Annotated in this window: 13 protein-coding genes; 8 read left to right on the top strand and 5 right to left on the bottom strand. The window is 59.9% G+C overall.

The window, feature by feature from the left end; genetic code table 11:
• Positions 1 to 250: 250 nt before the first annotated feature.
• The 8 genes from cheY (at position 251) to C482_RS11085 (ending at position 11,378) form a co-directional block, all read left to right on the top strand.
• Entirely contained in the window at positions 251 to 613 is a 363-nt protein-coding gene (cheY, locus tag C482_RS11120; protein WP_004214542.1) for a chemotaxis protein CheY, read from the top strand.
• A complete protein-coding gene (gene cheB / locus C482_RS11115) occupies positions 610 to 1,986 on the top strand; it encodes a chemotaxis-specific protein-glutamate methyltransferase CheB (RefSeq protein ID WP_006167723.1) in 1,377 nt (458 codons plus the stop codon). Before cheY ends, cheB begins: the two co-directional genes overlap by 4 nt.
• Entirely contained in the window at positions 1,983 to 6,446 is a 4,464-nt protein-coding gene (locus C482_RS11110; protein WP_006167722.1) for an ATP-binding protein, read from the top strand. Before cheB ends, C482_RS11110 begins: the two co-directional genes overlap by 4 nt.
• A gap of 76 nt (positions 6,447 to 6,522) precedes the next feature.
• Positions 6,523 to 7,128, top strand: a complete 606-nt coding sequence (locus C482_RS11105; protein WP_006167721.1) for a chemotaxis protein CheC — start codon at positions 6,523 to 6,525, stop codon at positions 7,126 to 7,128.
• Entirely contained in the window at positions 7,125 to 8,393 is a 1,269-nt protein-coding gene (locus tag C482_RS11100; protein ID WP_006167720.1) for a chemotaxis protein CheC, read from the top strand. The genes C482_RS11105 and C482_RS11100 overlap by 4 nt, the downstream gene beginning before the upstream one ends.
• Complete coding sequence (locus C482_RS11095) at positions 8,390 to 8,911, top strand: chemotaxis protein CheD (RefSeq protein ID WP_006167719.1); 522 nt, start codon at positions 8,390 to 8,392, stop codon at positions 8,909 to 8,911. The genes C482_RS11100 and C482_RS11095 overlap by 4 nt, the downstream gene beginning before the upstream one ends.
• The gene (locus tag C482_RS11090; protein ID WP_006167718.1) at positions 8,908 to 9,828 is read left to right on the top strand and encodes a CheR family methyltransferase; all 921 of its coding nucleotides are present in this window, start codon (positions 8,908 to 8,910) and stop codon (positions 9,826 to 9,828) included. Before C482_RS11095 ends, C482_RS11090 begins: the two co-directional genes overlap by 4 nt.
• A 161-nt stretch (positions 9,829 to 9,989) precedes the next feature.
• The gene (locus C482_RS11085) at positions 9,990 to 11,378 is read left to right on the top strand and encodes a hypothetical protein (RefSeq protein WP_006167717.1); all 1,389 of its coding nucleotides are present in this window, start codon (positions 9,990 to 9,992) and stop codon (positions 11,376 to 11,378) included.
• A 37-nt stretch (positions 11,379 to 11,415) separates the two neighbouring features.
• Here C482_RS11085 and C482_RS11080 read toward each other — a convergent pair whose 3' ends face one another.
• The 5 genes from C482_RS11080 to C482_RS11060 are packed head-to-tail and all read right to left on the bottom strand — an operon-like array spanning position 11,416 to position 14,702.
• Complete coding sequence (locus tag C482_RS11080) at positions 11,416 to 12,195, bottom strand: DUF7289 family protein (RefSeq protein ID WP_006167716.1); 780 nt, start codon at positions 12,193 to 12,195, stop codon at positions 11,416 to 11,418.
• Positions 12,192 to 12,638: a DUF7266 family protein gene (locus C482_RS11075; protein ID WP_006167715.1), complete on the bottom strand. Its 447-nt coding sequence runs from the start codon at positions 12,636 to 12,638 to the stop codon at positions 12,192 to 12,194. The genes C482_RS11080 and C482_RS11075 overlap by 4 nt, the downstream gene beginning before the upstream one ends.
• A gap of 56 nt (positions 12,639 to 12,694) precedes the next feature.
• Positions 12,695 to 13,513, bottom strand: coding sequence for a hypothetical protein (locus C482_RS11070; RefSeq protein WP_006167714.1), 819 nt, complete (start codon positions 13,511 to 13,513; stop codon positions 12,695 to 12,697).
• The gene (locus C482_RS11065; protein ID WP_006167713.1) at positions 13,507 to 14,160 is read right to left on the bottom strand and encodes a DUF7288 family protein; all 654 of its coding nucleotides are present in this window, start codon (positions 14,158 to 14,160) and stop codon (positions 13,507 to 13,509) included. Before C482_RS11065 ends, C482_RS11070 begins: the two co-directional genes overlap by 7 nt.
• Positions 14,161 to 14,162: 2 nt before the next feature.
• Positions 14,163 to 14,702: a DUF7287 family protein gene (locus C482_RS11060; protein ID WP_006167712.1), complete on the bottom strand. Its 540-nt coding sequence runs from the start codon at positions 14,700 to 14,702 to the stop codon at positions 14,163 to 14,165.
• Position 14,703 lies beyond the last annotated feature (1 nt).

The following is a 14,703-nucleotide window of genomic DNA, read 5'->3' as shown; positions in this document are numbered from 1 at the left end:
GAAGCTACGTCTTGCAGGGTTGCGCTTGTGTTGGACACACTTCGCGCACCCTGCTGCTTCGTACGTGACGCTTTCTATGACACACTCTTTAGGAACAAATTAGAAAAGTCCAATTGATATACATATAGCTAGCGGGAAGGAAAGGACAGCCAAGAGTCGTCCTACCCGCCGCCGACACTTATCACGACTGATAATCGGGAGACAGCATTTATGGTAGTTGTATCGTTACGGGAATGTGGTGTACTAGTGAATGTCGACAGGGGTGCTCATCGTAGACGACTCACATTTTATGCGGAATCTCCTTCGTCAGATCCTGGAACAGGATCACCGCATCATCGGCGAGGCGTCTAACGGTGCTGAAGCAGTCAAACTGTACAAAGAACACGATCCCGACATCGTGATGATGGATATCGTGATGCCCAAATGTAACGGGATCAAGGCTACCGCGGCCATCAAGAAGATCGATCCCGACGCACGTGTCATCATGTGTACGAGTGTCGGGCAGCGAGAGAAGATGAAACTGGCTGTCAAGGCCGGGGCCGACGGCTACGTCACGAAACCGTTCGAAGAGCCAAGCGTCAGGAAGGCGCTCACAGACGTTATTGCGGCATGACGCGAGTACTCGTTGTCGATGACTCGAGATTTATGCGAACAGTCATCGGCAACGCGCTCACTGAGGCCGGTTACGAGGTCGAAACGGCAACGAACGGCGTCGAAGCGGTCGACGCCGCAACCGAATTCGAGCCCGCCGTCGTGACGATGGACGTCGAGATGCCCGAGATGAACGGTATCGAAGCCGTCGAACGAATTATGGCGCAGAATCCGACTCTCATTCTCATGCTCAGCGCCTACACGGACGAGGGAACTGACGCCACGCTCGATGCACTCGAGCGCGGGGCGATCGAGTTCCTCCCGAAACCCGACGGGTCGGGGTCGCGAAATATCGCCCATCTCGCCGACGATGTCGTCGAGGCGGTCGATGACCTCGCAGACGCCGATGTCTCCGCGCTCGCTCTCGCACGGGCATCGGCGAGTGCGTACGCCACGTCGTCTACACTCGAGTCGGCGACGGGCTCATCGGCGTCAGCGACGACACCGGTGGGAACAGGATCCGGATCGGGCTCGCCAGCAGGGTCGACGAAAACTGCACGAAGCGGAGCGGCCGGACCGACGGGTGTGGCCGCATCGACGCAGGGTCCGAGTTCGAATTCAGGCACAGACACAGACACAGATGCAGATACAGGTGCAGATGCAGATGCAGATAGCTGGTCGACATCGGCTCCTGCTGAAGACGATCGTACAGTGCCAGACGAGATCGCCTCGACGACGGCACCGGTCATCGTTATCGGCGCATCAACCGGTGGCCCGAAGATCGCAGAACGGCTGTTCGCTCAACTGCCTCACACGCTCGAGGCGACGGTGCTGATCGTCCAGCACATGCCACCTGAGTTCACGGGTCGCTTCGCGGCCCGACTTGACTCACACAGCGAGTACGCGGTCCGTGAGGCGGCGGATGGCGACCGAGTCGGTCCCGGCGAGGCGCTCGTCGCCCCGGGCGATTTGCACCTGCAGGTGACCGATGCCTACGCAACCGACTCTACTGCCGGCGAGAGCCGTGACGAGAGCGTCGGGACCACACTCGAGGTCACCCTCGACGACGGTCCTCGTCGTCACGGACTTCGGCCAGCGATCGACGAAACGATGGAAACCGCGGCGACACACGTCAGCGGCCCGCTCTGTGGGGTCGTCCTCACAGGAATGGGTAGTGACGGTGCTGCCGGAATCGAGGCAATCGCCGACGCTGGGGGCTATACGATCGCCCAGAACGAGGCGACCAGCCCCGTTTTTGGAATCCCCTGTCAGGCAATCGAAACGGGTCGTGTCGAGACCGTCGCTCCGGACGATGCGATCGTCCCGGCGATCGTCGACACATTTGCAGAGACAACCAACCAGAACGGCGGCGACACCGCCAGTGATACCCGATGACAGAGTACTGGACCGACTTCGTTCGCGAGAGCGAAGACCGCATTACGGAACTGAACAACGCGCTCCTGACACTCGAGCGCTCGCCCGACGACGCGGAGGCCATGGAGAACATCTTCCGCATCGCCCACACGCTCAAGGGCAACTGCGGCGCGGCGGGACTCGAGTCCGCGAGCGATCTCGCCCACGCGATCGAGGACGTGCTCGATGCCGTCCGACGCGACAGACTCGAGGTCACGCCGGAGCTGATGGACGCTATCTTCGACGGCGTCGACGAACTCGAGAAGCTGATCGAAGAGGTCGCACTCGAGGGCGAGATCCAGACCGACCCCCAGCCGATGATCGACGCGCTGCGAGCACAACTTGAGTCTGCTGCCGCCGCCGGTGACGCGGACGCGACAATCGGCCTCACCGAGCCGTCGCAGGGTGAGATCGAGAACGTGCTTTCACGGTTCGAGCCGCCGGCTGATGCCAACCACAATGCCTACTTTGCGCGTATCGAGGTTGATACCGACGCGGCGGGCGACGGAGATGGGCCACACGGCCACGACGACATCGACAACGGCTTGCTGGTTGTTGAGGCACTCATCGACGCGTTCGATCTGATTGGCACCGTTCCGGACCGTCAGACGATCGCAGACGGTGCCTACAGCGCGACGTTTGATGCTGTTTTCGGCACCGCGGTTGGCGAGGAGTCGATCGCTTCGGGGCTCGACCCAGTCGGGGAGGTTGCCGATTTCGAACTCGTCGACGTCTCAGCGGAGTTTGCCGCCATCGCTACCGGCGACGGCTCCGAGCCGGAACCCGCTCCGGGGGCTGCGCTGAGCGCGGACGAAGCACAGGACCTTGAGGTCGACGATCTGCTCGATGAGTTCACGGAGTTCGACGACCTCGATGAGAAGGTCGAAGAAGTTGACGACAGCGACCTCGATGTCTTCGACGACATGGGCGATGCGGGCTCGTTCGACGATCTGCTCGCTGACGCAGATGCCGATTTCGAGGGCGAGACGCTCGCGGACGCCACGAATGTGGGCGACGCTGCTGGTGACAGCGCGGCCGAACCCGCTGCTGGCGACGCCGAGATGGACGCAGGAAACGACTCGGCCGACACCACGGGGGCGGAGTCGCCGACACCGGCAGTTGATCCCGGCTCGCCAGACGACGAAGTCGAGGACGCAGAGGCCGTTTTCGCCGAACTCAAAGCCGAGGTCGACACCGTCGGCTTCGACGAACTTCAGGACGAACTCGATGAACTCGAGTTCGACGAGTTCGATCAGGAAGACGAGGTCAGCATGGACGAACTCCTCGGGGATGCGGCAGACCCGGACGAGCCGTTCCTGGCTGATACTGCTGCTGGGCCGGGCTCGGAGTCAGTCGATAGCGCCGAATCCGAGCCCAAGCCCGGGTCTGCGTCCGAGTCCGGATCGGGACACAATCCCGAGACTGAACCCCAGTCCGACACCACTACGGCGGTTTCAGACGGGGAACTCGACGACTTGCTGGTCAACGAGTCCGTGTCTGCGGAGACAGATTCTGCCGTGGCTGTGGCAGATGATGAAGAGTCTGTTGACGAATCTGCGACAGCAGTTGCAGCCGATACAGACGAGCGTATCGAGACTGGGACCGATGCGGAGACGGTGACTGATACCGATATCACTGGGGATGAGCCGACCGACACTGGGGCCGATGGTGATGAGTCGACTGACACTGGGACCGATTCCGACGAATCGGATGACACCAGAACCGGTGTGGACGAGTCGGTTGACACCGGTGCAGATGAGTTGACTGACACGATTGCTACTGACGACAACTCGGCAGTGGCCGACGACGGCCCCGATGTGGCGGAGCCGACCGAACCAACTGATGACAACGCGTTCGATTTCGGCATCGATGTTGACGAGGGTCAGACCGAGGTGGACGACAGCGATGACACTGACACAGCGTCCGACTCGACAACTACGACCACGACCACGACCACAACCACAGCCGCAAACGACGAATCGGGATCCGACGACGTCGCATCCTGGTTCGAAGATCCCAACACCGACACCGGATCGAGTCCGACACCGTTCGGTCATGAGAGTGACACAGCAGACGACGCTGCAGACGCAACTGACGCACCGACGGACGAGGCGTCGGTCTCGGTCACCGAAGACAACGAGCCAGCGACAGCAGATAACTCCGACACCGTCGATGACGAACCTGACGAGGAACTCGAAGACAAGGCTGAACTCGAGTCCACGTCCGGTTCAGAATTCGACTCCAATTCCGATTCCGATTCCCAGTTCACCGTCGACGCTGAACCCGACTCCGACTCTGACTCCGAGTTCAACGCCGACCTGAACAGTGAAGCCGACTTTACTGTCGATTCAAGCAGTGATTCCGACCTCGATACCGATTTCGAGGCAACGGAGTCGACTGGTGGCGAATTCGTGGGCGTGAGCGAAGACGCGGACGCGGACGCGGATGGTGCTGACGATGACTTCACAGACACGTTGGCTGACGAAGGTACGGACACGGCTGACGATGACTTCACAACCGCGACTGCCGACAGCGAGTTCACGACCGCAGACACGGCGTTCAATCCGTCGATTCAGGACAATGTCGCCTTCAGTGACAGCGACAGAGCGGACGCAGCCGACGCCGACGCGTTCACGAGCGACGTGGACGCTGAGGAAGGGGACGTCTCCGAAGCCGACTCGGTCGACGACTGGGAGACCGATTCGGATGACGGAGTCGACACCGACACCGAAACCGAAATCGGAACTGGAACTGGAACCGGAACCGGAACCGGAACCGAAGCCAAAGACGACTCGTACACCGATAGCTTCGACGACACCCTTGAGGACGACGCGTTTGCCGACCTCAACATCGACTTTGGTGACGACGCTACAGGCGTCGAATCCGTTCCGCAGGGAGACTCGTTCGGCGACGAGCACTCGAGTACCGTGGGCTTCGACGAAGCGGACACAACCGGGTCCGAGACCGACACCACTGTCGACGCTCCCGCCGGATTCGGAACAGACGCCGACAGCGGGCCGATCGTCGACGAACCGGATTTCGATATTCCCGAGATCACGGTCCCAGAGACAGCGGACCGCCCGGATACGGAACGAGAGGCAGACGAAACCCAGTCCGTCCGCGTCGATGTCGAACAGATTGACGAGTTGCTGACGCTCGTCGAGGGTCTAGTGACGAGCCGTGTCCGGCTCCGGCACGAGGTCGAATCCGGAGAGTTCGCTGAGGCGGTGGCAGACACCGGCGCAATCACAGCCGAACTCGACGATCTCGAATCGCTGACGACGGACTTACAGGAGACGGTGATGGATGTCCGTCTCGTCCCGTTGCGGACGGTCGCGAACCGGCTGCCGCGGGTCGTCCGCGATATCGCTCGCGAACAGGAGAAGACCGTCGCCTTCGAGATGTCCGGCGACGATGTCGAACTCGACCGGAGTATTCTCGACCGACTGCGCGATCCGCTGATCCACCTCGTGCGAAACGCGGTGGACCACGGCATTGAATCGCCGTCGGAGCGTGCAGATTCGGACAAACCCGAAGAGGGAACGGTCGAGGTGACGGCCGAGCGGGAACGCGATCGAGTAACGATCACGGTCTCTGACGACGGCAGCGGCCTCGACCCCGAACGGCTTCGATCCGAAGCGGTCGAAGCTGACGTGCTCTCTGAAGCCGACGCAGCTGCCCTTGCTGACGAGGAGATCACCGAACTTATCTTCCATCCCGGGCTGTCGACCGCAAGCGAAGTAACCGACGTCAGCGGCCGTGGCGTCGGGATGGACGTCGTTAAGCGGACGATCGAAGACTTAGACGGAACAGTCGCAATCGACAGCGAGCCTGGCGAGGGAACGACCGTGACGATGACGGTCCCCGTCTCGATCGCGATCGACGACGTGCTCTTCGTCGAAAGCGGTGGCGAAGAGTACGGCATTCCCACGAAGGCCGTGTCGGACATTGTGCCGGTCGAACTGATCGAGACCGCGGACGGTGAACCGGTGCTTCGCGACGACGAGGCACGCGCCGAAGGCGACGACTCTGCGGTGGTCTCTGGGATGGCTCCGGATGCGACTGCGGACGCCGGAACCGAGTCGGATCGTGATGACACAGCCGTCTCGAACGACGATGCAGCCGACACCGAGGAGTCGAGCCCCGGAACGCCGGTTCTTCAGCTCGATGACGTGCTTGCATCGGAGTCCGACGACGGCGCGACGTACTCGAGTGAGGGCGACAGCGACGAACAGGAGCTTCGGACTCCTGCCCACGGAATGGTCGTCCGGATTCGAGAGGACGTGCGGCCAATCGCACTCCGCTGTGACGCTGTGCACGGCCAGCAGGAGGTCGTCGTCAAACCCTTCGAGGGGTTCATGGCGAATCTGCCCGGATTGAGCGGTGCGACGGTCCGTGGCCGTGGAAAGATCGTGAATATCCTGGATGTGACGACACTATGAACGCGAACGAAACGGTATCGAGACACGGACAACTGGCTGCGGACGCAGACACAGACGTATATCGACAGAGGAATTCATGACGCTGATGGTCGACATTCGGAAACTGAGTTTCATTAACGAAATGGCAAAGGTCGGGACGAACGGCGTCGCCGACAACATGACCAAACTGACCGGGGAGGACGCCCAGATGGAGGTGATGAAGACGAACTTCATCGACGTAGACGACCTCGACTCCCAGCTCGAGCCCGGCAAGCGAGTTGGGGTTCGGGTTCGCCTACTCAACCCACCACACGGGCACATTCTCATCCTCTTCCCCGAGGAGAGTGCGAAGAAAATCACCGCGATCATGCTCAACGACGTGGTCGACGACATGTCCGATGTCTCCGGAAAGATGGCCCGCAGCGCCGTCGAGGAGATGGGGAACATGATGGCGAGTGGCTTTATCGACGGCTGGGCGGACGTGATGGGACGCATGATCGACACGGCGGCCCCACAACTCGTCTACGCGCCCGGTGAGGAAATCGTCACGCGAACTGCGGGACTCGGGAACGACGATCTCGCCCTGTTCTTCGACTCGGACCTCACGGTTCCGAGCTACCAGATCGAGGCCGAGATCTACGCCTTCCCCGATCTCGAAGAGTTCGTCGAACTGGTCAACGGTATCGACGTGCAACCAGCATGAAACTCGACGTCAACGCGCTCGGGACGTTCTACCGGATGGCCCGAGAAGGTGCCGGCCTCGCAGCAGGGCGGCTGACACACATGACTGACGTCGAAACCCGTGCCGGCGTGACGAAGCTCAACTTCATGCGCGGCCGAGAGATCCGTCGCGACTTCGAGGATTCGACCGCAAAAGTCGGCGTTCGGGTCGAACTCACCGGCGCAATCGATGGCTACTCCGTCATCGTCTTCGAGCGCGAGAACGCGCTTCGAATCGTCGAGACGCTTCTGGAGGAGTCGGCGACTGACGCCGACGCCACCAACGATGACGGCGAACTCGAGGAGTTCGACGAGATGACAAAGAGTGCTGCCACTGAGGTCGGCAACATCATGAACAACGGGTTCATCGACGGCTGGGCGGACGTCCTCGAGACGGTGATCGACGTGTCGACGCCCGAATTCATCGAGGGACACTCGGCCGAGACCTTCTTCGACGACGTCGAGGAAGCACCCGCCGGCGATGATCTCGCACTACTCTTCCAGAGTCAGATCGAGACCATCGAGACCCAGGTCGGGTTCAGCCACTATCTCTTCCCCGAACGCGAGTCGATGGCGTCGCTTCTCGAACAACTCCGAGCCAGTGACGGGATCGAGTACGACAAACTCGACGGCTTCGACCGTATGGCCGAACGCGGTGCAGAGGAGGTCGCAAAGACCGCCACGACGCTCACCGGCATCGATACGAGCGTCGAAATCCGTCGGCTTAACTTCGTCTCACTCGAGACGATTCCAGAGCAGGTACCCGACGAACGACTCGTCGGTGTCGCCTTCGAGTTCGACGGCCTTCCGAGTGGGTACTTGCTGTTCCTGTTCGACGAGGAGTCGGCAAACGAAATCATCGACGCGATGGTCCCGATGGAGGTCGACGAGGACGGCTTCGGACAGATGGGCCAGAGTGCGATCAAGGAACTGGGGAACATTATGGCCAGCGGGTTCCTCGACGGCTGGGCCAACGTGCTCGATACGACAATCGACCACTCGACGCCGGAGTTCATCCACGATATCGGCGCTGCAGCCGTCGATCCCGTCGTGATCCAGCTCGGCGAAGAGCAGGAGTTCGCGTTCGTCTTCGACACGGTTATCGTCGCCGACGGACAGGAGTTCGACTGTGAGATCTACGCGATTCCGGACGAGTCGGATCTCGAACGCGCGCTGAACGATCTCGATGTCGACCGCATCGAACAGGCACCGACGACCGCCGAATTCCAAAACGTTACTGACTCATGAAGACCTACGGAACAGAACCGGGCGCGCCGACGCCGGTCCAGGTCGGTATCTCCGAGCTGACCGTCAGCGACGGCGACGATACACTCAAATCCTACGGGCTTGGCTCCTGTGTTGCAATCGCTCTCTACGATCCCGAGACGGAAATTGGCGGCCTCGCCCACACGATGCTCCCTGACGGCGACGCAGCCGAGAACAGCGACCGAAAACCGGGCAAGTACGCGGATACCGCTATCCGCGCACTGCTCCGGCGCATGGTCGAGCGCGGCGCGAGCTACACGTCCGTCGAGGCCAAACTCGCGGGCGGCAGCGACATGTTCGACTTCGATAGCTTTGGTGACGGCGTTGGCCAACGAAACATCGCCGCAGCCAAGGCCGAACTCGAGAAGCTCGGTGTGCCACTGGTCGCAGCCGATCTGGGTGGTGATCGCGGCCGAACGGTCGAGTTCACCCCCGGAACGGGAACACTCATGGTGAAGAGTTCGAACGAAGATGGCACGCAGGAAGTGACGGAGCTGTGAGCGAGCAGTCAGCAACCGATCGTGAGATCGATACAGAATCAGGCTCAAGCTCACATACAGACTCAGAACCCTCCACGGAGACAGATCCAGACGCCTTCGACGACCTCCTCGCGTTCGTCGAAGCCGAACTCAACTTCGCGACAAGTCACTACAACGACAGCTATCTCGACCGGCGAATCTCCTCGCGAATGCGCCGGACACAGACTGACACCTACACCGAGTACGTCGACCTGCTTCGAAGCGATCCCGACGAGCAGGAGTCCCTCCTCGAGTCATTCAGCATCAACGTCACCGGCTTTTTCAGAAACCCCGAGGTCTGGGACAGTATCCGCCAGATCCTACGCCACTGTAGCGCTCGTGCCCAGGACACCGACGAGACGGTCCGAATCTGGAGTGCAGCCTGTGCAGACGGTCGCGAGCCGTACTCGCTGTCGTTGCTCGCCCATCTCGACCCCGAAATCAACGCGGACGCCGTCGAAATCCTCGGCACCGACATCAGCGAACCGGCGCTCGAGACCGCTCGGAAAGGCGTCTACAAGGAGCCCCGCACCGTCGACCTTGACGACCAACTCTCGTTTCTCGAGGAGTACGACGAGGACTACGAACAGTACGTCGAACACCAGGAACGAACCTACAAACTTGGCGACGACATTCGGCAGTCAGTGACGTTCGAACGCCACGACCTCATCAACGACGAGCCGAAATCGACCACCGACTTCGACCTCGTCGTCTGCCGTAACCTGTTTATCTACATCGATAACGAGTTCAAGCGTCCAATGCTCCAGACGATCGCCCGCTCGCTCACCGACGACGGCTTCCTCGTCATCGGCAAGGCAGAGACGATTCCACCATCACTCAAATCTGCCTTCGAGGTCCGCGACGCACGCCGTCGGATCTACCAGTGCGACAAACCTTAGCATACGGAGACGCTTCTGCCAGCGAGAGTAGATTCGAGTACCAAAACAGAACGGCCCAGTGAGCGACAGCTCACACTCAGAAAGCGATGAGCCAGCGTCCGTCCTCACCCCCTGAAAGTCAGCCGAGCGTTACATGACCCTTGGCCGAGTACTGCTGTCACATGACCGGCGCTGCGCTTCGCACGTTCATCGCTCGATCACGCTCCGTGGTCGAGTCTTCCCCACCGGCTGTGCGCCCGGCGACGCGCACCTGGCTTGTCGATCCCTTCCTCGAGACGCTCGGCTGGGACATCCACACCGACTCGTGTGCGGCCGAAACGACAGTTGACGGTACGGCACTCGAGTACGTCTTCGCTGTCGAAGGCGTCCCTGCCCTTCTCGTCGCCGTCGAGCCTGCAACCGAGACACTCGAGAAGGACCGGGCGCGCTCCCTGCTCGAAGCCATGGTCTGGAGCGGGATCGACCGGGCACTCTACACGAACGGCCGGCAGTTCCTCTTTCTCGCCGGGACGGCGACGGGGTCGGGCACTATCGACCGACTTGCCTGCCCACTCGACGAGCTTGTCGACCACGAGGAATCGATCGACCACTTCACGCGTGCCACAGTGGGTCAGCGCCTCGATCCAACCAGTCGCCAGGCCGTTGCGCGACAGTTTGCACTCGAGCGACCGCAGTTGGTCGACGAAATCGTCACGACGCTCACTGACGCGACGGGCGAGGCAGCGAGCGCGGCGGCACTCGAGACGGCGACGGAGCGGTTCGTTGATCAACTACTTGTCTCGTTCGGATCCGACGATGGGGTGCGACTACCGGGTGCTGCTGGCGATGTCCACGAGGACGTGTCACTCCAGTTTACGGAGTCAACAGCGGACGAGACTGCTGTCGCTGGTGATGGAACGACCGTAGGGAACGAGGGAGAAGGGGGTGAGCCAGAACCAGCGCCATCGTCAGAGGCTGCACCGAACACGCAGGACGAGTCAGCACCGGTTCCGAACGACAGTGCGGACCAACGTGATTCTGTCGGGGATGAAAATGAGGGCACACGTGAAACAGCCGAGACGTCGGAGCCCGAGGACGCAACGGACGCAGCCGACGGCGTCGACTCCACGGCAGATAGCGCCGACGACACAGCAACCGAATCTTACGTCGTCCGCTTTTTCAATGATCGCGGCTCGATCGGCGCGATCGGCCACTCACAGTCGCAAGAAGCACTCGTACAGGCCACAGAGTACCTCTTCGAACGCGGCCTCAGCGGGATTTCGGTCCCCTGGAATCCGGCAGACGTGGAACCAGACCGGGAAGCAGATACCGAGCAATCCAACAGTAGCGTTCCCAGAGACAGCACTAACTCGAGTCCCCCTTCAACAACGATCCTGAACGACACCCCTCACACCGCCGATGGAACGCCCATGGCCAAGCCACGCAAACTCTCGAACGGGCTCTCCCTCGAAACGGCCGGCACGCCTGAGATGCATGGTACTCGAGTCGAGGCACTCACGAAGCGAGCAGGGTTACGGGCGATGTTGACGGGTGCGTGGAAGGACGAATAAGAGGTGAGGAGTCGCGGTGGTTGTGGTGGTTGTGTGATCAGTAGTCGACGGAAACCTCAACAACTGTTACGAGGACTTCCTCGATGTCTTCACAGGTTCCGTCGTCCCAGTTGCCACGGTCGAGGATGTGATCCTCCCAGGCAGTCTCGGCAGTAGGTGAGTCGACAGTAATCCTGACGTCTTCAATATCCTCGTCGTACAATTCTGCCGTTCGGTTCTCAACTGACATCGTGAAGCCAAGACCGTCACTGCTCTGAATCGACCGCTCGTCGGTGTCGATCGTCACGAGCGAGATGATAGCCCGGTCGTCGCTGCATTTTAGGTGTGGTTGCCTGACGACGGCACTGCCATACTCGCTTTCCCGAACGACGGCCCCACCATCGTACGCGATGGTATCCGAACCGGTGGTGTAGGCGAATTCACCGAGACTGAAGGAATCCGTATTGTCTCCACCGATGTCGAAGTCGTGCTTGACTATATCACTGGTACCGTCCGATCGTTCAATCGTTATAGTGAGCTCCGTTCCATCACTACCGGTTGACACCGTCCCCTCCCGCAGCGATAGTTCGGCGTAGCGCTCTTCGATTGCGCTGTGTTGTAACACGTCGTTGTAGTTCTCCGCGAGGGCATCCATCGCCCGCTCAGCATTTTGTAGTTGTTCGTTTTCCTGGTAGTCTTCCATCGCCTGGAAGCCAGTCATCGACAGCAGTGCGACCGACGAGAGGATAATCCCGAAGACGAGGACGAACGCAATGACCTCGGAGACACCGCGGTTGTCGCGACTGAAGTATCCCGACGTGTGTTCAGATCGCTTCATCGGTTTCCTCCAGTGAGCCATATTTCAGTACCATCGGTCTCGATTTCGATTGTCCCACCGGATACTTCGCTCTCGTCTATCCCTCGCTCTGTTGTGAACGGAACGTACACCACGGCATCAGCGTTACTCGCCGTCAGTTGGATACAATCGGTCTCACCATCAAGCAATGGTCCTTCACAGTCCTCACGCAACGCGACGGTGTAGCCGGAGTTCGCCACGGTGCGTGGATGTGCTGCCGTAATCGTCACGTCCGAGTCGTCCTCGTCGGCGAGTTGGTCGGCGCTCTCGACCTCACCTGCAATCCGCTCACCGATCGTTTCCAGTGATCGTTCCGCAGAGCGATCGGTTTCCGTATCAAGTAGCCCGCCGGCGCTGGTGAGCAACATCGCGATCAAGATTGTCGTGATCCCAATCGTGAGGACGTGCGTGACGGCGATGGACATTCCACGGTCAGAACCCAGGTTCGTGTCAGGCGAGCGCTCGGTGCTGCGGGTTCGAGTCATGGGTCACCACCGTAGACCGGGATATCGTACGTCTGGCTGAATGAGACGTCGTTCGAGTCGTATGTCACCGTTGCTTCAATTGCCCAGGAACCGGTGGTCCCGCTAAATCTCGGTGCGAGGGTGTTCTCGTCTTTCGTCACGAGTTCATATTCACCCTCGATATCGCCGTGAAGCTCGGCTTCGACCTGTTCATAACTCGTTTCTGGGTCAAACAATTGTAACTCTGAATGTGAAGTCCCGTTTACCGTTCCAGCTACGAGATCAATTTGTGCGGGTTCATGATCAACCATCTGATCATCTATTGTGACTGACTCCTCCGGTGTGTCGATATCGAGAGAGCCACCGAATTCCTCTACTTCGAGGCGGAGATGGCCGACCTGTGGGTCCTCGCCATCCCGTGAAATATTGTTTCCATTGAATACGTCGGAGTCAATCTCACCAGTAGCCACTGCCGCACCGCTACTCGAGTCGTCTGTCACTGAAATATCGGTTATCACGGGTCCGCTGTTCGACGAGACGTTCGTAAACAAGGTACTGTACTGTTCAGTGCCATACTCCGTGTCGTCGATGTTTTGTCGGTGGATGATTCCTGCAACACCCTTCTCGAGTTCGTGCTGTGTCACCGCCGCATCGGCAGCGCTCTGACTCGTCGCACTCGAGGAGATCGTCTCGATGTAGAGGACGCCATTGAAAACGACAACGATCCCGAGGATAATGAACGCGAGTGCAATCGCGCCGATGAGGATAACCTGGCCGCGATCGCGTTGGCTGGTGTTTGCCTGGCTGGCCTCGGAGTCGGTTGTGGATCCTACCATACGACCAGTCGCACCTCCACAACGTTGTAGACCGGTTCCTCGACGTTCGTTGCGCGCGGAATCATTGGTTCGTTCCCCGGATCCTGCTCGAACTCCTCGAGTGTCTCCTCATTATCTGGTTTGACGTACTGATCATCGTATAGCGTCACCATGTAGCTCGCGGTGATCGCATCCGAGGGTGGGCTTCCCTGGTAAACCGCCGTCTTGTTATCGAACTGCGTGCCATCCGTATAGTGGTACTCGAGATTGTAGTTCCAGCCCTGGTCGGCAAACCGATCGTTCAACACCTGTCCCAAGATAGAGGCGTTCTCGAGGTCGTTCTGGCTGAATGTTTGATACCCTCCTTCGGGAGCTGTCGACCCAGAAGCGCCTGCAAATGATCCATCGCCCTCCCAGTGGCGAACGAGCGCCGACAGGTTGTCGTGCTGGTCGCTCACTACCAGTGCGTCCTGGGCTTCCTGCTGAACCTGTGACTGGACGGAGCGATCTGCCAGTCCACCCGACGTTGGTGTGATGACGACTGACTGGAGTGCAAAGAGCACCGCCATCAGGACGACCATCGCGCCGATGAATCCCTCAAGTGTGTAGGCCTGACCGCGATCAGTGTGCGGTTCTGTGTCTGTATTGTGTGTAGTCCCTCGGTTCATGCTCACCACGTCCTCACGACGAGTCTGCAGGCAGGGTCACAGCCAGAGACATCTGTTCCGTCTTCCTCGACAACAGTGACGATTCGCGACGCACTCGCCGCCGATTGGTTGTCGTACGTGTCACCAGCAGCGAGTTCGTCCGTATCCACGTATCGGCTTCCCGCGTCCTGTGGGTTGAGCACCTCGATACTGATGTTCACATTGTCGTATACGTGTCCGTCCGCGTTCGCTCGAAGACCGATCCGTTCGGCTAGTGTCGAATCGTCAGCAGACGCGTACCGCGAGTCGAACGCAGTCCGTTCGATTTCGTTTGCCTGCTGACTCTCTGAGAGATTCGCGACGACCTGATCCGCGATCCGATCCGCCTGTGCCGTCTCGGCCCCACCGGCTGGCGAGTCAAACGGCGTGATCAACGATGGGAGAAACGAGAAGACGAACGCGATCGCCAGGATAAAGATTCCAATACCGACGACGAAATCCTGAGTCGTCTGCCCGCGCTCCCAGTCCAGCGTCCCGACTGAAATCGTGCGTTCGTCGCGCATA

The sequence above is a fragment of the Natrialba chahannaoensis JCM 10990 genome, from assembly GCF_000337135.1.
Lineage (GTDB): Archaea > Halobacteriota > Halobacteria > Halobacteriales > Natrialbaceae > Natrialba > Natrialba chahannaoensis.
This window is presented reverse-complemented; position numbering and strand designations above follow the sequence as displayed.

Excerpts from the sequence above, each read along its gene's own strand:
- cheY (WP_004214542.1), top strand. The coding sequence starts at position 251 with ATGTCGACAGGGGTGCTCATCGTAGACGACTCACATTTTATGCGGAAT.
- cheB (WP_006167723.1), top strand. The coding sequence starts at position 610 with ATGACGCGAGTACTCGTTGTCGATGACTCGAGATTTATGCGAACAGTC.
- C482_RS11110 (WP_006167722.1), top strand. The coding sequence starts at position 1,983 with ATGACAGAGTACTGGACCGACTTCGTTCGCGAGAGCGAAGACCGCATT.
- C482_RS11105 (WP_006167721.1), top strand. The coding sequence starts at position 6,523 with ATGACGCTGATGGTCGACATTCGGAAACTGAGTTTCATTAACGAAATG.
- C482_RS11100 (WP_006167720.1), top strand. The coding sequence starts at position 7,125 with ATGAAACTCGACGTCAACGCGCTCGGGACGTTCTACCGGATGGCCCGA.
- C482_RS11095 (WP_006167719.1), top strand. The coding sequence starts at position 8,390 with ATGAAGACCTACGGAACAGAACCGGGCGCGCCGACGCCGGTCCAGGTC.
- C482_RS11085 (WP_006167717.1), top strand. The coding sequence starts at position 9,990 with ATGACCGGCGCTGCGCTTCGCACGTTCATCGCTCGATCACGCTCCGTG.
- C482_RS11080 (WP_006167716.1), bottom strand. The coding sequence starts at position 12,195 with ATGAAGCGATCTGAACACACGTCGGGATACTTCAGTCGCGACAACCGC.
- C482_RS11075 (WP_006167715.1), bottom strand. The coding sequence starts at position 12,638 with ATGTCCATCGCCGTCACGCACGTCCTCACGATTGGGATCACGACAATC.
- C482_RS11070 (WP_006167714.1), bottom strand. The coding sequence starts at position 13,513 with ATGGTAGGATCCACAACCGACTCCGAGGCCAGCCAGGCAAACACCAGC.
- C482_RS11065 (WP_006167713.1), bottom strand. The coding sequence starts at position 14,160 with ATGAACCGAGGGACTACACACAATACAGACACAGAACCGCACACTGAT.
- C482_RS11060 (WP_006167712.1), bottom strand. The coding sequence starts at position 14,702 with ATGCGCGACGAACGCACGATTTCAGTCGGGACGCTGGACTGGGAGCGC.